Source organism: Shimia sp., from assembly GCF_049116215.1.
Taxonomy (GTDB): domain Bacteria; phylum Pseudomonadota; class Alphaproteobacteria; order Rhodobacterales; family Rhodobacteraceae; genus Shimia.
Genome location: NZ_JAGDZB010000006.1, coordinates 219,894 through 235,760, shown reverse-complemented (window position 1 = coordinate 235,760; position 15,867 = coordinate 219,894). Strand labels below are relative to the sequence as shown.

Sequence of the window (15,867 nt, the reverse complement as noted above, 5' to 3'; positions counted from 1 at the left end):
GGACACAGGTAATGTTTTCCCGCTACAAAAAGTCCGATGCAAAACCAGACGCGGCGGTGGCCCGGAAGGTTGCCAAAACCGAACAAAAGAAGGCAGCCCCTGCGCCAAAACCGTCGGCACCCGCCGCCGCGCCTGATGCGGTGGCCGCTGACAAGAAAGTCATGCGCCGGCCCATCGTTGAAAAAGCCGCAGGCGTGGTGGCTCCGGGGGACAAAGAACGCCGCCGCAAAGAACGGTTGGGTGAGATCAAACTGGAGCTGCACCGGGAACTGCTGGACAACTTGAACCTAGCCGCGTTGGACAAGGCGTCCGAGCGAGAGTTGCGGGCAGAAATCACCGCCATTGCTACCGAAGTGTTGCAGGAAAAAGCGATTGTTCTCAATCGTGAAGAGCGCACCACGGTGTTTCAGGAGCTCTATGACGAGGTCACCGGCCTTGGTCCGTTGGAAACGCTTCTGCAAGACGAGACCGTCAACGATATTCTGGTCAACGGCCCGAAGCAGATCTTTGTCGAACGTGCCGGTAAGCTGGAACTCACTGACATCGTCTTCAAAGACGAGCGTCACCTGCTGCGCATCATCGACAAAATTGTGTCCGCTGTGGGCCGTCGCGTGGATGAATCCAACCCCTATGTGGATGCCCGTTTGGCAGATGGCTCCCGCTTCAATGCGATGGTGTCACCCATCGCGGTGGACGGGTCGCTGGTCTCCATTCGTAAGTTTAAGAAAGACAAGCTGGGCATTGATGACCTGGTGAAGTTTGGCGCGTTTTCCGAAGAAATGGCCGCCTACCTTCAGGCCGCAGTGTCCACCCGCTTGAATGTGATTGTGTCCGGTGGTACCGGCTCCGGTAAAACCACAACATTGAACGCGTTGAGTTCATTCATCGACAACGCCGAACGCATCCTGACCATCGAGGATACGGCGGAACTTCAACTGCAACAGACCCACGTAGGCCGGATGGAAAGCCGCCCGCCAAACGTCGAAGGCAAAGGCGAAGTATCCCCGCGCGACTGTTTGAAAAACGCGCTGCGGATGCGTCCCGACCGCATCATTGTGGGTGAGACGCGTGGCGAAGAAGTGATCGACATGCTGCAGGCGATGAACACCGGCCACGATGGATCGATGACCACCATTCACGCCAACAACGCCCGCGACGGTATTTCCCGATTGGAAAACATGATCGCCATGGCCGGTATTGAAATGCCTTTGAAAGCGGTGCGCTCACAGATTTCTTCGGCTGTGAACCTGATTGTGCAGGCCTCGCGCTTGCAGGACGGGTCACGCCGTATGACATCGATCACCGAGATCACTGGCATGGAAGGCGACGTGATTTCCATGCAGGAAATCTTCCGCTTTCAACGCACCGGCCTGACACCGGAAAACAAAATTATCGGCCATTTCACCGCCACCGGCGTGCGCTCACACTACTCCGAACGCTTCCGCCTCTGGGGCTACGACTTGCCGCCTGAAATTTATGAACCGTCTGCGGGGTAATCAGACATGCCATTTTCACCCGAACTCATTGTCTATGCCCTAATTTTTGTCGGCGTCTTTATATTGGTCGAAGGTGTCTACCTGACCGTGTTTGGCAAATCCATCAGCCTCAACAGCCGCGTGAACCGACGTCTGGAGATGCTGGACAAGGGCACCAAACGCGAAGAGGTGCTGGAGCAACTCCGCAAGGAGATGAAACAACACAGCGAGAACAAAGGCATCCCGCTGTACTCCATGCTCGCCGAGAAGGCGCAGAAAGCGGCCATTGCGTTTACGCCAATCCAACTCATCATGATGATGGGCGCGGTGACCGTGTTTGCCTTTATGGGCCTCACCGTTGGCACCCAAACCGGTGTGATCACGCGCGCCGCCATCTCCGTGATGATGGGAGTGGGTGGCGTCTACACCTGGGTCTCGATGAAGGCTGGCAAACGCATTTCGATGATAGAAGAGCAGCTGCCGGACGCCATCGAATTGATGGTGCGGTCGCTGCGGGTTGGGCACCCTTTCTCTGCCGCGCTTCAGATTGTGTCCAAAGAAATCGAAGATCCGCTGGCCACTGAGTTTGGGGTGATCTCTGATGAGGCAGCTTACGGCCGCGACCTTGGCGAAGCTCTGAAAGATATGGCCGAGCGCCTGGACATGCAGGATATGCGTTTCTTGTCGGTGGCGGTGACCATTCAGCAGCAATCCGGTGGTAACCTGGCCGAAATTCTCGCCGGCCTGTCCAAAGTGATCCGCGCCCGGTTCCGCCTGTTTCGCCGTGTGAAAGCCATTACGGCAGAAGCCAAGTGGTCCGGCAAGTTCCTGTCCGCCTTCCCGCTGCTTGCGCTGATCGCAATCAACGTCATGGATCCCAATTACTATGACGAAGTGAAGGACCACTGGCTCTACATCCCGGGCTGTATCGCCGTTGGCGTGTTCTTGGGCATGAACCTCATCGTCATGAAAATTCTGACCAACATCAAAGTTTAAGGAGATCCCGCTATGACCATTTTGGAAGCCCTGAACATGATGTTGACCGACATGCTTGGACCCCGTGGTCCGATGATCGCAGTCTTGGTCCTGGCCTTGTTCTTTGGCCTTCTCGTGGCCGCCGGCGTCATGGCGCGCCAAGACGATCCCATTGCCAAACTGAACAAGGCCAAGAGCGCAAAAACATCTGCGCGGACCACAAAAGAAGAGCGCCTGCGCCGCAAGGCCTCAAACGCCAAGCTGGATAAATACAAAGCCTTTCTGGAGCCGCAAAGCGAAGAAGAGCTGAGCTCGGTGCGCCTGAAACTGATGCAGGCTGGATACCCTTCTCGTGACGCGGTTCGGGCCTTCCACTTGGCACAGATGGTGTTGGGCATTGGCGGATTGGCTCTTGGCGTAGCCTATTTTATCCTCGTGAAGCAGACCGATCAGTCCACCCCCACGGACATTTTGTTCTGGACCCTGGGCCCTGGTGGCGCTGGATATTTCCTGCCCAAATACTGGGTCACCCGCCGCGTCGCAGAACGCAAAGAAGAGATCACAGCCGGTTTCCCCGACAGCCTAGACATGATGCTGGTCTGCGTCGAAGCGGGTCAGTCGTTGGATCAATCCATTGTGCGTGTGGCCGGTGAACTGCGCGCCTCCTACCCAGCGCTGGCGCAAGAGTTCGAAATTGTGGCCCACGAAATGAAGGCCGGTAAGGAAAAATCTCAGGTTTTGGCAGATATGGGCGAGCGCTGCGGTGTGCAGGACGTGTCCTCCTTTGTGACGGTGCTGATCCAATCGGCCACCTTTGGTACCTCGATTGCCGAAGCGTTGCGGGTCTATGCCGGAGAGATGCGTGACAAACGGGTGATGCGCGCCGAGGAAGCGGCAAACAAGTTGCCAACAAAGATGACATTGGCCACTATGGGGCTCACTGTGCCGCCGCTGTTGATCATCCTGGTCAGCCCGTCTGTGATTGGGATCACGCAGCTCGGCCAGTGAGGCAAAACGAGCAAAAAAGCGTCCCAAATGAAACACTTCCGGGCCATCGCCCTGATGACACTGACTCTTGCTGTAGCCGCCTGTAACACGGGCGGCTTTGGCGCATCCAGTGACAGCCCCTATGCGCCCACGGTCGATCCCAAGGGCGAAGCCGTGGACGGGCTGGTCGTGGGCTGGCGCTTGATGGATGCGGGCGAATACGATCTGGCGATGGACTCTTTTGTGCGCGCAGGTTTGGAACAGGGTCTGACACCGGATGTTCTGGCCGCTGTCGGTACGGCCAATTTGGTCATGGGCCGTTTGGGCCAAGCCGAAGACCTCTTGCGGCAGGCCCTGGAGGCAGACGACACCCATCCGGAAACCTGGAACAACCTGGGCATTACGCTCATGGAACGGGGCAAATATGCCGAGGCGGAACAGATCCTGCGCCGGGCTTATGCGCTGGACAATGGCGAAAGTGACGCAATCCGGGATAATTTGCGCATAGCACTCGCAAATTCGAATCAACCGGTCTATGGTGACGAAAAAGAACAAGAATATAAATTGGTGCGGCGGGGTAGCAGCGACTACGTGATCCGTCAGACGCCATAAATTGAGAGCAAGAGCAGCAAAGGACGCAAACATGCGCCATCCTGTTTTGGGGACAATTTGTGTGGCCGGGCTTGTCGCGTTGACAGCCTGCGCTGAAAAAGACGGTGAAAACGTCGAGCGCGCCATTCAGGACGTGAATGCCGTGGATGAAGCCAACCTGTCTGACGTGATGTTGACAGTGGCCGATCCCAATGAAGGCATCGCCTATTTCAAACGCACGCTGAAGGACAACCCGGATCGCATTGATATCCAACGTGGTCTTGCGGTGTCTTATGTGCGTGCCAAACGCTTCACCGAAGCCGTCCCAGCCTGGAAACAAGTGACCAAAAACAAAGCCAGCACCGCAAACGACCGTGTTGATCTGGCAGATGCACAAATCCGCGCCGGTCTTTGGGACGACGCCGAAAAGACGCTGGACAGCATCCCTCCCACCCATGAGACCTTTAAGCGCTACCGCCTTGAGGCCATGATAGCGGACAGCAACAAAGAGTGGAACCGGGCAGACAGCTTCTATGAGATTGCGGTTGGCCTGACAACGCGTCCTGCTGGAGTGATGAACAACTGGGGCTATTCCAAGCTGACCCGTGGTGACTACACCGAAGCCGAGCGTTTGTTTGGCGAGGCTGTGCGTCAGGACAACACCTTGTTCACTGCCAAGAACAACATGGTTCTGGCCCGTGGCGCCCAGCGTCAGTACACGCTGCCTGTAATCCCGATGGTACAAACCGAGCGCGCGCAGCTGCTGCACACGCTGGCGCTGTCTGCCATCAAACAGGGTGACACCGAAACTGGCAAAGTGCTGCTACGGGAAGCGGTGGAAACCCATCCACAACACTTTGAGGCTGCCGTGCGCGCCCTGGATGCGCTTGAAAACGGCTAAGATTTCGTGATGCAGGTCTCCAGCACTTTTGCGCTTTGGGCTTTGGTCCCGGCGCTGCCACTTTGCGTGTTCATCTTCTGGGTGGACATGAAACACAAACGCATCAGCAACCTGACCGTCTGGGCCTTGTTTGCGATCTTTGTGGTGGTGGGGCTTGCCACATTGCCAATCATGGAATTTGCCTGGCGTTTTGCCAACTACGGCGTGGTCTTTGTCGTGCTTCTCGTGATGTGGATGGCCCGTCAAGTCGGCGCCGGAGACGTAAAAATGGCCGCTGTGGCAGCCCTTTACGTCGACAAAGGCGATGCCAGCTACATGCTGATGATTACTTTTGTCGCGATCATTGTTGCCACTTTGGCCACACTGATTGTACGCCTCACCCCGTTGCGCAAATTGGCGCCGGACTGGGCCGCCTGGAAGCTCAAGGCCTCTGAGAGCGGAGTGAATGTTGGAAAGGGCGACCAGATGACCTTGCCCATGGGCACCGGCATTGGTGTGGCGCTTTGCACCTACCTGATCTTGGGCGTGCTGCACGGCCAATAAAAACACATCCTCCACGATGCCGGCCTACTGCGGCCCAAAAAACGCCACCTTTTGATTGTTTATGGGATGGAAACAGACCGAGGGCCCTGCGGCCCTCAATCAGGAGTGTTGCGTCGATGAACATGCAGACCACCAACGTGATGGCCCCGCCGCCCCCCAAGCGGATGGAGGATATGAAACTTCCCTTGGTGATGATGCGGGACATCCTCCTAAAAACCATGTTCCGCAAAAACGTGGACATGGTGGGCGATATTTCCAAGGCCATCTGTCTGCCCCGCGCTGTGACACAAGGGCTTGTCGACATGGCCCGCGAACAGCGCCTGCTGGAGGCGACCGGCACGCTCAACGCCAACTCCGGCGACGAGATGGGCTATCAACTGACCGATGCCGGCAAGAACCGCGCGTTGGATGCCTTGGCGCAGTCTGAATACTTTGGTGCCATGCCTGTGCCTCTGGATGTGTACCGCGAGCAGGTCAAACGTCAGTCGATCCGCAACATTCAAATCTCGCGTGATCAACTGACTGGGGCGATGGGCCATCTGATCCTTCCACCGGATCTGTTGGATCAACTTGGCCCCGCCGTGGGTGCAGGCCGTTCAATCCTGATGTACGGACCACCCGGCAATGGTAAATCCTCGATTTCTAACGGCATCCGCGACGCGATGGGCGACAAGGTCTATGTGCCCCACGCCATCGAATACGCCGGTCAAGTGATCACTGTTTATGACCCGATTGTGCACTCCGCCGCCGAAGGCGACACCCAAGATGAAAACAGCCTGCGCCGCACGGCTCGGTTTGACAGCCGCTATGTGAAATGTGACCGCCCCACAGTGATCACCGGGGGTGAACTGTCACTCAACATGCTCGATCTGGTCTATAACCCCACTGCACGCACCTACCAAGCCCCGCTGCAACTCAAATCCACTGGCGGCATCTTTATCGTGGACGACTTGGGTCGTCAGGAAGAACCGCCACAGGCACTCGTCAACCGTTGGATTGTTCCCTTGGAAGAGAGCAAGGATATTCTCGCCCTGCAATCCGGTGAGAAATTCGAAGTGCCATTTGACACGCTGGTGATTTTCTCGACCAACTTCCACCCAAATGAGATCTTTGACCAAGCGGCGCTGCGCCGGATCTTCTACAAGATCAAAATTGATGGCCCAAGCCAGGAGAATTTCCTGAAGATCTTTGCCCTTGTCGCGAAGAAAAAAGGCCTGCCGCTGGACGAGACATCGCTCATTCACCTGCTGAAAACCAAATACCCAACCATCGACAACACCTACGCCAACTATCAGCCAGTGTTCCTGATCGATCAGATCATCTCGATCTGCGAATTTGAAGGCATCCCCTATCAAATGCGGCCTGATCTGATCGATCGTGCCTGGGCCAACATGTTTGTGAAAGACGAGCACATCGTGAAGTGATCCAAAAGGCCGCATAACGCGGCCTTTTTTATGCACACTGTTTCACCTACATAGTCCCCATGTCACCACTTGCCCATATCGCCGCCCTGCCCGTCCGGTTTTACCGTTTGGTGTTCAGCCCGTGGGTTGGGTTCAACTGTCGCTATCAGCCCACGTGTTCCGCCTATGCGCTGGAAGCGCTGGAAAAACATGGCGCCATCAAAGGCAGCTGGCTGACCCTGCGCCGTCTTGGCCGGTGCCACCCGTTTGGCAGCAGTGGCTATGATCCTGTGCCGCCTTGCTGTGGCGACAAGAATGACGCATCTGGTCCGACGCCAAATCGCGAAAGCTGACTGGACACCACCCATGAGAGTGTTAGCCTGCGCGCATTCAATTGTCTTTTCAGGAGATTTTCCATGCGCCTTTCTCACATCCTGGCCACAACGGCTGCATTGACCCTTGGCAGCACCGCAGCGATGGCTGATAAATTTGTCGGCTACGGCGCGGTAGACGGCTGGAACGTTCATATCGACACCGAAAAGGGCACGTGTTTGGTGGAGACCAAAGATGGCTTGGACAACGTGATCCAAATGGGCCTGACCAAAGACCGCGCCATTGGCTACATTGGCATCTTCACCAAGGCAGACACCAACATACGCACTGATGTGAAACAGGATGTGGCGCTGCTGATTGGCGAAAACCTCTATGTCGGTGAAGCCACCGGTATGCGCGGCAACATCACCAAAGGCTACAGCGGTGGTTACGTGCTGACCGATGATCCAGAGGTGTATGACGCCATCCGCCGCGCCCCCACCATGACCGTATTCCCTGAAAAGGAATACTCCTTCATCGTTGATCTGGCTGGCACCGCCAAGGCGCTCGACCTGGCCAAAAAATGCAACGAAGAGCAACTTCAGTAAGACCTTGCTTAACCCGGTCCGGGCGCCCTCATCATGCGCCCGGATGCGCACTGTGAACGCCGGGAAACACAGTGTTTCTAAACCCACCACAGCGCTTAACGTTCACAGTTCCGTGATCCACGCGCAGCCGGTGACCTCCCAACCGTCCGACACATGCCGCAAACCCTCATAAAACTTAGGGTTTGACGCATGTTCCTCCCCACACAGATCGATCCACTACCTATGCAACCGCCCTGTGCCCGAAATCACACGGGGTCTGGTTTTCCTTAGGGGCGCTTGTGGTTCGCGCCCAACCTGTGGATATCCTTGGGGATAGATTGACCCCGACTGGGCACCTCGCATAAGGCACGGCATGTTAGACGACCTCAATGATATCCACCCGCTGTTCCACGACGCTCCTTCTTCGGCCAATTTCAAGAAGTTGCGCAAACGAATCGTACGCCAAACCCGCGAGGCGATCGAACAATACGGCATGATCGAGCGCGGCGCGAAGTGGCTGGTGTGCCTCTCCGGTGGTAAGGATTCCTATACCCTGCTTGCGGTGCTGCATGAGTTAAAATGGCGCGGCCTGCTGCCGGTTGAGCTATTGGCCTGCAACTTGGATCAGGGGCAACCCAACTTTCCGGCCACCGTCCTGCCGGCGTTTCTGGAGAAGATGCAGGTAGAACACCGCATCGAATATCAGGACACCTATTCGATTGTGAAAGACAAGGTTCCGGAAGGACGGACCTTCTGTGCCCTTTGTTCCCGTCTGCGCCGTGGCAACCTGTATCGCATCGCCCGCGAAGAAGGATGTAGCGCCGTTGTGCTTGGTCACCACCGCGATGACATCCTCGAAACTTTCTTTATGAACCTGTTTCATGGCGGCCGCCTGGCAACCATGCCGCCCAAACTTGTTAACGAAGAAGGCGATCTTTTTGTCTACCGCCCGTTAGCGCATGTGGCCGAGGAAGATTGTGAGAAATTCTCCAAGGCGATGAACTACCCGATCATCCCGTGTGACCTCTGCGGTTCGCAAGATGGCCTGCAACGTCAACAGGTTAAGCAGATTTTGGATCAATGGGAAGCCAACAGCCCAGGGCGCCGTCAGGTGATGTTTAAGGCCCTGACCAACATCCGTCCAAGCCACATGATGGATCCAAAATTGTTCGATTTTGCCGGATTAATTCGAGAATCAGTAAAATTTGAACAAAATTCGGATACGATCCCTAAGCTACGTTAACTGAACACTTAAGAGAATCGCTGACACTACTCTGAGATTTATGCGTCATAGGACACCTCATATGCAGTCGCGACTGGACACATTCCTGACTTCATTTCGGGCTTTTTGGACCCGGGAATCCTCTGTGCGTCGGGTTGTGCCTCTGTTGTTTCCGCTGGTGACCTTGGCCGCATGGTTGGGATTTGGTGAGGTGGGCCTTTTGGTCTGCGCCTTCTTGCTTCCACTGCCCCTGTTGATGTTCTCTCCAATGGCCGCCGCCAAACGCCGTAAGAAAAGCGAAGTGGACGGGCTGACGGGTCTTTTGACCCCCGCCGGGTTTGAGCGGCAGATGCAGGAAAAGATGGAAACCCTTGAGGAAGATGGCCGCACCACCGCCTGTTTCTCGATCAAAATCGACAACTTTGCCCGCCTGCGCGAAAACCACGGCGATCAAGCCGCCGAAGAGGTGCTGCGCTATGTGGCTGAGCGCCTGAAAAACGCATTGCGCTCTGGTGACCTGGTGTCACGCTCCGGCGACGCATCGTTCACGGTCGCGCTTGAACCCATTGCCTATTTTGACGTCGAGAGCGGCATTCAAATGGCAACCCGCTTCCAAACCGCCATCGAAGAGCCTGTGCCCCTGCAAATGGCGTCGATTTACGTTAGCTGCTCGATTGGTTTCTGCCTGTCGTCTCGTCTGAACCGCCCGTCTGCGACCGCCATGATCCAGGCGGCTGATATGGCGATGTGCGAAGCACAGCTGACGGGTGACAGTAACATCCGCGCCTATTCGACTGACATGGGCCGCAAAGTGATTTCGCGCCGCAAAACCCAAAGCGAAGCCGCCCGCACCTTGCAGCGCGATCAAATTCGCGCTTGGTTCCAACCCCAAGTCTCCACGGACACCGGCCTTGTCACGGGTTTCGAGGCCTTGGCCCGCTGGGAACATCCGGAACGCGGCATTCTCGCGCCGATTCAGTTCCTTGATGTGCTGCACCAAACCGGACAAATGGGCCAATTGGCCGACCTGATGCTGCGCCAATCGCTTGATGCGGTGCGCGCTTGGGACGATGCTGGCTTCACGGTGCCCATGGTTGGTGTGAACTTTGCCGGTGAGGAGCTGCGCAGCCCCACCTTGGTGGAACGCATTCAATGGGAATTGGACCGCACCGAGCTGGACGCCAAACGCCTCGGCATCGAGGTGCTGGAAAGTGTTGTCGCCGGGACACCGGATGACATGGTTGTGCGCAACGTGGAAGCGATCAGCGCCTTGGGCTGTACCGTCGATCTCGACGATTTTGGCACCGGTCACGCCTCGATTTCCTCGATCCGCCGCCTTCCCGTGAAACGCATCAAGATTGACCGCTCTTTTGTGACCAACATCGACAAAGACCCAGATCAGCAGCGCATGATTGCCGCCATCGTCACCATGGCAGAGCGGCTTGGGCTGGAGACATTGGCTGAAGGTGTTGAAAATCCAGCAGAACACGCAATGCTGGCACAGCTTGGCTGCTCTCATGTGCAAGGTTATGGCATTGCCCGCCCGATGCCATTTTACGAGACCATCAAATGGATGACCGAGCATCAGGAAAAAATCGGCCCGGCGCTTCAGATAGGCAACAAGCCACATTAAGCACGGCATTGCCATTGCCTCCTTGTTCCCCCCCACACGCAATGAACCGCCGCGTTTCGTGCCAATTGGGCCGAATCCCCTTGACCTTTGGTCGCCACCTCTGTTGAACCTCCCCAACCTTTCAACGACAGATGGCTTGTGGCAATGGACGATCAGAACAAGAACCTCATCCTCGCGACGGCGCTCAGCTTTGGCGTCATCCTGATTTGGTTCGTATTGTTTCCCCCTCCTGAGGCCACTCAGGATCCCAACGCACTGACAGCTGTCGAAAGCACCGACGCGGTCACGCCGTCCACTGCACCGGTCACGGCGACCACAGATTCCGCAAATTCCGGCGCAGCAACCTCGGTGGAAGCGACCGAAGTGGCCAACGCCCCCCGTGTGGAGATCGACACGGCACGCCTGTCCGGCTCTGTTTCTCTGTTGGGCGGCCGTCTGGACGATCTGAAGCTCAACGACTACCGCGAAACACAGGACGAAGATTCTCCGATCGTGACTTTCCTGTCCCCCAATGGGGAGCCAAATGCCTATTACGCACTCTATGGCTGGGCGCCGGGCGCAGGTCTGTCGTTGGATCAAGTGCCAGGTTCCAACACGCTTTGGAGTGTAGAGACCGGCGAAACCCTCACCGTTGAGGCTCCGATCACCCTGAAATGGGACAATGGCGCAGGTCTCATCTTCCGCCGTACCATTTCGGTAGACAAAGATTACATGTTCTCGGTTGAGCAAACCGTGGAAAACACCGGCGCGGGCACCGTGTCGCTGGCGCCCTACGGTATTCTCGCGCGCTATGGTGAACCCGAGGATCTGAAAAACTTCTTCATCCTGCACGAAGGTCTGATCTCCATGGCCGACGGCGAGCTGACCGAAACCGACTATGACGGCATGACCGACTACACATTCGATCAGCGCGAAGGTGCACCTGCCGAGGTAACACAGGTCGAAGCCAACGGTTGGATCGGGTTCACCGATCACTACTGGATGGCGACCCTGATCCCTGAGCAAGGCAAGCCTTTCAAATCCGTTGCGAAATACGACGCCTCGCGTGACATCTACCAAACCGAAGCTGTGATGCAGACCATGCAGGTGGCCGAAGGGGAATCCGCAACCGCCAATTCGCGTCTGTTTGCGGGCTCCAAAGACTGGGGCAAAATCCGCAACTACCAGAACGAAGAAGGTGTTGAAGGCCTGCTGGAGTCCATCGACTGGGGCTGGTTCTCCTTCCTCACGAAGCCAATCATGTGGCTCCTGATGTGGCTCTATGGCTTTATTGGCAACATGGGCTGGGCAATCATCGCGCTGACCGTTGTTCTGAAGATCATCGTCTTCCCGCTGGCCTATAAATCTTATGCCTCCATGGCGAAGATGAAAGAGCTTCAGCCGCAGATGGAGAAGCTCAAAGAGCAAGCGGGCGATGACCGTCAGAAGATGCAGCAGGCGATGATGGAGCTGTACAAGAAGGAAAAGGTCAATCCGGCAGCGGGTTGTTTGCCGATCCTGATCCAGATCCCGATCTTCTTCTCGCTCTACAAAGTGATCTTTGTAACCAAAGAACTGCGTCACGCGCCATGGTTTGGCTGGATCACCGACCTCTCCGCACCGGATCCGAGCTCGATCTTCAACCTGTTTGGCATCCTGCCTTACGGCGTGCCGGAGCTGGGCTTCTTTGAGATCTTCTCCTTGGGCATCCTGCCAATCCTGCTGGGTATCTCCATGTGGATGCAGCAGAAGCTGAACCCGGCCCCAACCGATCCAACGCAAAAGATGATCTTTGCCTGGATGCCATGGGTCTTCATGTTCATGCTTGGAAGCTTTGCCTCCGGCCTGGTGATCTACTGGATCACCAACAACGTGATCACTTTCATCCAGCAGTACGGCATCATGCGGCAGCACGGATATAAACCGGATGTGTTTGGCAACATCAAATCAAGCTTCAAGAAGTCGAAGCCTGAGGAGGACGCCAAATAATGGGAACCGTCTCCGCACTCTGGCGACACCCGATCAAGGCCCACGGACGCGAGTCCGTGGGTCATGTCTCTTTAGTGGAGGGGCAAACCTTCCCATGGGATCGTCGCTACGCCGTGGCGCATGAGCGCGCCAAAACCGAAGGTGGCGAATGGGCGCGTTGCGTGAATTTCTCCCGCGCGGCTGGGGCGCCGTCGTTGCAGGCGATCACCGCCAAAGTCGACGAGGCCACAGGTAAGATTACCTTGCAGCACCCGGATCTCTGGGAGCTGACCTTTGATCCGGAAACCCAAGGCGATAAGCTGATTGATTGGGTGCGTCCAATCATGCCCAAAGACCGCGCGGCCAGTGCCAAACTGGTACCCGCTGGTGAATTTGGCATGACCGACAGCCCCTTCCCATCGATCGCCATCCACACCACCGCCAGCCACCGTGCGATCGAAGGCCGCCTAGGGCGTAAACTCGCCACCGAGCGCTGGCGCGGTAACATCTGGCTTGATGGCTTTGCGCCCTGGGAAGAGTTTGACTGGATTGGCAAAACGCTGCGCATTGGTGATGCAGAAATCGAAGTGCGTGAGCGCATCACGCGCTGTAAGGCGACCACCGCCAACACCGACACGGGCGTACGGGACGCGGACACGTTGGGCGTTTTGAACGAAGCCTTTGGCCATCAGGACTTTGGCGTCTACGGTGTGGTGACCAAATCCGGCGACATTGCCGTCGGCAACACAGCAGAGGTGCTCTGATGCAGCTTCCCTTCCCCTTTGTCGAAGATCCAGAACCCATCGCGTATGAGCGTGGCCGCAAGCTGTTTGACGGCTCCAACTCCGACTTCCTCAAAGGTGTGGTCGCCATGGATGGCCTGCCTGCAGGGGACCGAATTGAGGTCTGTTTTGCGGGGCGGTCCAATGTGGGCAAATCCACGTTGATCAACGCGCTGACCAACCGCAGCCGTCTGGCGCGCGCGTCCAACACGCCGGGCCGTACTCAGGAAATCAACTTCTTCACTCTGACTGAGAGCCACTATCTCGTCGACTTGCCCGGCTATGGCTACGCCAATGCACCGCTGGCGGTGGTGGAGAAATGGCAGCGCCTGCTGAAGCAATATCTCTCCGGCCGCGCCAACCTACGCCGCGCCTTTGTTCTGATTGATACCCGCCACGGCATCAAAGATGTCGACGAAGAGATTATGTCCCTGATGGACAGCTCCGCGCTCACGTTTCAGGTCGTGATGACCAAAGCTGATAAGGTCAAAGAGAAAGACCGCGCGAAAGTGTTCAAACAGGTGCGTGAAAAACTCTCCAAGCATCCGGCGGCCTTCCCGGAGATTGTGCTGACCAGCTCTGAAAAGGGCGACGGCATTGCCACGCTGCGCTCCATCATTGCAGGTCTCGAATAATCCATGCGTTTTGTGACGTCTTTGGTTTTGTTGGTGGCCGTGCTGCTATCAGCATCCATTCCCATGGGGTGGATGCCAAAGACCTTGTCTGATGGTCATATGGTGCTTGTCATCTGTACCGGGGACGAATTTGTCGAAATGCTTGTGGACGACACCGGGGCGCCGGTGCCGTATCACCAACAGACCGGAGACGAGCGCAGCCCCTGTGCTTTCTCCGTCATTGCAGAAGCCGTTCAGGTTCTGAACGGACCTTTCCCGATGGTGCTTCCTGCGTCCCTAACAGCGCGTTGGCAGCATCAGGACTTCACCCACAACAGTGCCGGTTTCCACCGTCGCTATGATGCCCGTGGTCCCCCGACTCTCTCCTGAGTTTTCCAACACAATTAAACAAACATAAGCCGCCTTGGGGATCCAAGCGCGGCCCTTCAGGAGATGTTCCCTCATGGCCAAGGACAGCCAATTTGCCGACGTGCGCGCAGAGCAATCCAGCGCAACGTCTCTTTCTCAAAAACTCTACTTCGCCGCCTGGCGCTGGCATTTCTACGCCGCGCTTTATGTGGTGCCTTTCATGATCATGCTCGCTGTGACCGGTATGATGATGATGTTCATCACCCAGTTTGACGGCCGCGATGGTGAAAAGATCGCAGTCACTCCGCAGGGCACCGCCCTGCCTGTCACCGATCAAGCCGCCGCCGCCACGTCCGCGGTGCCCGGCAGCGTGGTCGAGTACATCGGTCCCAAATCCGATGCGCTTGCCACCGTGTTCCGCATCAACACCGGCGACACCCACCAAATGGTCGCCGTCGATCCCTACACCGGCGCTGTGCTGGGCAATTGGGATCGTCGCACCGGCTGGTATGATCTGGCTGACAACATCCACGGCTCTCTGTTACTTGGCGACACCGGCGACCGGCTGATTGAAATCGCTGCAGGTCTTGGCCTCGTACTGGTTCTGACCGGCCTCTACCTGTGGTGGCCGCGTGGCGGCGACACCTCAGTGTTCATTCCCAACCTCCAAGCGCGGGGTCGCGCCTTGTGGAAAAGCCTGCACGCTGTCACCAGTTTCTGGATCTCTGCCCTATTGGTGGTGTTCCTGATCTCCGGCCTGGCCTGGGCGGGCATCTGGGGTGGCAAATATGTGCAGGCCTGGTCCACCTTCCCTGCAGAAAAGTGGAGCGACGTGCCCCTGTCGGATAGCACCCACGCCAGCATGAACCATGGCAACCAAAACGATGTGCCGTGGGCCCTAGAACAGACCCCAATGCCAGCTTCTGGCTCTGATGTAGGCGTTACTGGCACAGCCGATGGCGCACCGGTCGACATCAACAGTCTTGTGGCCTTGGGCCGGGACTTGGGCCTCGACGGCCGCTTCCGCGTGGCTTATCCGCGTGACGAAACCGGCGTCTGGACCATCAACCAAGACAGCATGAGCGGCGACAGCGCCACCCCAACCGTTGATGCCACTATTCACGTCGACCAATACACCGGCAAGATCCTCGCTGAAGTGCGCTTTGCCGACTACTCGGTTGCCGGCAAATCCATGGCGGTGGGCATCCCGCTGCACATGGGCCTTATGGGATTGTGGAACCTGCTCCTGAACACCGCGTTCTGCCTGATGGTGATCTTTGTCTGTGTCTCCGGTGTGGTCATGTGGCTCAAACGTCGTCCGTCCAAGACCCTGCGTCTGGCAGCGCCACCCGCGCCGAAGGAAATGCCGCTTTTCAAAGGGGCTCTGCTTATTGCGGCACTGGTCTCTGTGGCCTTCCCCTTGGTTGGTGTGACCCTGCTGGCCGTGCTGGCCTTTGACGTGCTAATCGTGAGCAACATTCCCGCGCTGAAACGCGCCTTGTCATAACCTACCTGCCCTGCCCGCA

16 protein-coding genes are annotated in these 15,867 nt (G+C 56.9%); all 16 read left to right on the top strand.

What is annotated here, in order from left to right; translation table 11 throughout:
- The first annotated feature begins 11 nt into the window (after window positions 1–11).
- Window positions 12–1,496, top strand: a complete 1,485-nt coding sequence (locus JXR15_RS17735; protein ID WP_422054527.1) for a CpaF family protein — start codon at window positions 12–14, stop codon at window positions 1,494–1,496.
- Between the two features lie 6 nt (window positions 1,497–1,502).
- Window positions 1,503–2,471: a type II secretion system F family protein gene (locus JXR15_RS17730; protein ID WP_299425196.1), complete on the top strand. Its 969-nt coding sequence runs from the start codon at window positions 1,503–1,505 to the stop codon at window positions 2,469–2,471.
- Between the two features lie 12 nt (window positions 2,472–2,483).
- Window positions 2,484–3,458, top strand: coding sequence for a type II secretion system F family protein (locus JXR15_RS17725; RefSeq protein ID WP_422054526.1), 975 nt, complete (start codon window positions 2,484–2,486; stop codon window positions 3,456–3,458).
- Between the two features lie 27 nt (window positions 3,459–3,485).
- Window positions 3,486–4,049 (top strand): tetratricopeptide repeat protein, encoded by a 564-nt coding sequence (locus tag JXR15_RS17720; RefSeq protein WP_422054525.1) that lies wholly within the window; start codon window positions 3,486–3,488, stop codon window positions 4,047–4,049.
- A 31-nt stretch (window positions 4,050–4,080) separates the two neighbouring features.
- The gene (locus JXR15_RS17715) at window positions 4,081–4,929 is read left to right on the top strand and encodes a tetratricopeptide repeat protein (protein ID WP_299425201.1); all 849 of its coding nucleotides are present in this window, start codon (window positions 4,081–4,083) and stop codon (window positions 4,927–4,929) included.
- Between the two features lie 9 nt (window positions 4,930–4,938).
- Complete coding sequence (locus JXR15_RS17710) at window positions 4,939–5,472, top strand: A24 family peptidase (RefSeq protein ID WP_422054524.1); 534 nt, start codon at window positions 4,939–4,941, stop codon at window positions 5,470–5,472.
- Window positions 5,473–5,588: 116 nt separating this feature from the next.
- Window positions 5,589–6,896 carry an ATPase gene (locus JXR15_RS17705; protein WP_422054523.1) on the top strand — a complete coding sequence of 436 codons (1,308 nt, stop codon included), beginning with the start codon at window positions 5,589–5,591 and terminating at the stop codon, window positions 6,894–6,896.
- A gap of 59 nt (window positions 6,897–6,955) precedes the next feature.
- Window positions 6,956–7,228, top strand: a complete 273-nt coding sequence (gene yidD, locus JXR15_RS17700; protein ID WP_422054522.1) for a membrane protein insertion efficiency factor YidD — start codon at window positions 6,956–6,958, stop codon at window positions 7,226–7,228.
- Window positions 7,229–7,291: 63 nt separating this feature from the next.
- Window positions 7,292–7,795 carry a hypothetical protein gene (locus tag JXR15_RS17695; protein ID WP_422054521.1) on the top strand — a complete coding sequence of 168 codons (504 nt, stop codon included), beginning with the start codon at window positions 7,292–7,294 and terminating at the stop codon, window positions 7,793–7,795.
- A 352-nt stretch (window positions 7,796–8,147) separates the two neighbouring features.
- Entirely contained in the window at window positions 8,148–9,017 is an 870-nt protein-coding gene (gene ttcA / locus JXR15_RS17690; RefSeq protein ID WP_422054520.1) for a tRNA 2-thiocytidine(32) synthetase TtcA, read from the top strand.
- Window positions 9,018–9,078: 61 nt separating this feature from the next.
- Entirely contained in the window at window positions 9,079–10,629 is a 1,551-nt protein-coding gene (locus tag JXR15_RS17685) for a putative bifunctional diguanylate cyclase/phosphodiesterase (protein ID WP_422054519.1), read from the top strand.
- A gap of 144 nt (window positions 10,630–10,773) precedes the next feature.
- The gene (yidC, locus tag JXR15_RS17680; RefSeq protein ID WP_422054518.1) at window positions 10,774–12,597 is read left to right on the top strand and encodes a membrane protein insertase YidC; all 1,824 of its coding nucleotides are present in this window, start codon (window positions 10,774–10,776) and stop codon (window positions 12,595–12,597) included.
- Window positions 12,597–13,340 carry an MOSC domain-containing protein gene (locus JXR15_RS17675; protein ID WP_422054517.1) on the top strand — a complete coding sequence of 248 codons (744 nt, stop codon included), beginning with the start codon at window positions 12,597–12,599 and terminating at the stop codon, window positions 13,338–13,340. Before yidC ends, JXR15_RS17675 begins: the two co-directional genes overlap by 1 nt.
- Entirely contained in the window at window positions 13,340–13,993 is a 654-nt protein-coding gene (gene yihA / locus JXR15_RS17670; RefSeq protein WP_422054516.1) for a ribosome biogenesis GTP-binding protein YihA/YsxC, read from the top strand. Before JXR15_RS17675 ends, yihA begins: the two co-directional genes overlap by 1 nt.
- A 3-nt stretch (window positions 13,994–13,996) precedes the next feature.
- Window positions 13,997–14,362 (top strand): DUF2946 domain-containing protein, encoded by a 366-nt coding sequence (locus tag JXR15_RS17665; protein ID WP_422054515.1) that lies wholly within the window; start codon window positions 13,997–13,999, stop codon window positions 14,360–14,362.
- Between the two features lie 73 nt (window positions 14,363–14,435).
- On the top strand, window positions 14,436–15,848 hold the full coding sequence (locus JXR15_RS17660) for a PepSY-associated TM helix domain-containing protein (RefSeq protein ID WP_422054514.1): 1,413 nt from the start codon (window positions 14,436–14,438) through the stop codon (window positions 15,846–15,848).
- Window positions 15,849–15,867: the final 19 nt, after the last annotated feature.

Bases quoted from the DNA above. Each gene is read 5' to 3' on its own strand.
- JXR15_RS17735 (WP_422054527.1), top strand. From the start codon at position 12: ATGTTTTCCCGCTACAAAAAGTCCGATGCAAAACCAGACGCGGCGGTG.
- JXR15_RS17730 (WP_299425196.1), top strand. From the start codon at position 1,503: ATGCCATTTTCACCCGAACTCATTGTCTATGCCCTAATTTTTGTCGGC.
- JXR15_RS17725 (WP_422054526.1), top strand. From the start codon at position 2,484: ATGACCATTTTGGAAGCCCTGAACATGATGTTGACCGACATGCTTGGA.
- JXR15_RS17720 (WP_422054525.1), top strand. From the start codon at position 3,486: ATGAAACACTTCCGGGCCATCGCCCTGATGACACTGACTCTTGCTGTA.
- JXR15_RS17715 (WP_299425201.1), top strand. From the start codon at position 4,081: ATGCGCCATCCTGTTTTGGGGACAATTTGTGTGGCCGGGCTTGTCGCG.
- JXR15_RS17710 (WP_422054524.1), top strand. From the start codon at position 4,939: ATGCAGGTCTCCAGCACTTTTGCGCTTTGGGCTTTGGTCCCGGCGCTG.
- JXR15_RS17705 (WP_422054523.1), top strand. From the start codon at position 5,589: ATGAACATGCAGACCACCAACGTGATGGCCCCGCCGCCCCCCAAGCGG.
- yidD (WP_422054522.1), top strand. From the start codon at position 6,956: ATGTCACCACTTGCCCATATCGCCGCCCTGCCCGTCCGGTTTTACCGT.
- JXR15_RS17695 (WP_422054521.1), top strand. From the start codon at position 7,292: ATGCGCCTTTCTCACATCCTGGCCACAACGGCTGCATTGACCCTTGGC.
- ttcA (WP_422054520.1), top strand. From the start codon at position 8,148: ATGTTAGACGACCTCAATGATATCCACCCGCTGTTCCACGACGCTCCT.
- JXR15_RS17685 (WP_422054519.1), top strand. From the start codon at position 9,079: ATGCAGTCGCGACTGGACACATTCCTGACTTCATTTCGGGCTTTTTGG.
- yidC (WP_422054518.1), top strand. From the start codon at position 10,774: ATGGACGATCAGAACAAGAACCTCATCCTCGCGACGGCGCTCAGCTTT.
- JXR15_RS17675 (WP_422054517.1), top strand. From the start codon at position 12,597: ATGGGAACCGTCTCCGCACTCTGGCGACACCCGATCAAGGCCCACGGA.
- yihA (WP_422054516.1), top strand. From the start codon at position 13,340: ATGCAGCTTCCCTTCCCCTTTGTCGAAGATCCAGAACCCATCGCGTAT.
- JXR15_RS17665 (WP_422054515.1), top strand. From the start codon at position 13,997: ATGCGTTTTGTGACGTCTTTGGTTTTGTTGGTGGCCGTGCTGCTATCA.
- JXR15_RS17660 (WP_422054514.1), top strand. From the start codon at position 14,436: ATGGCCAAGGACAGCCAATTTGCCGACGTGCGCGCAGAGCAATCCAGC.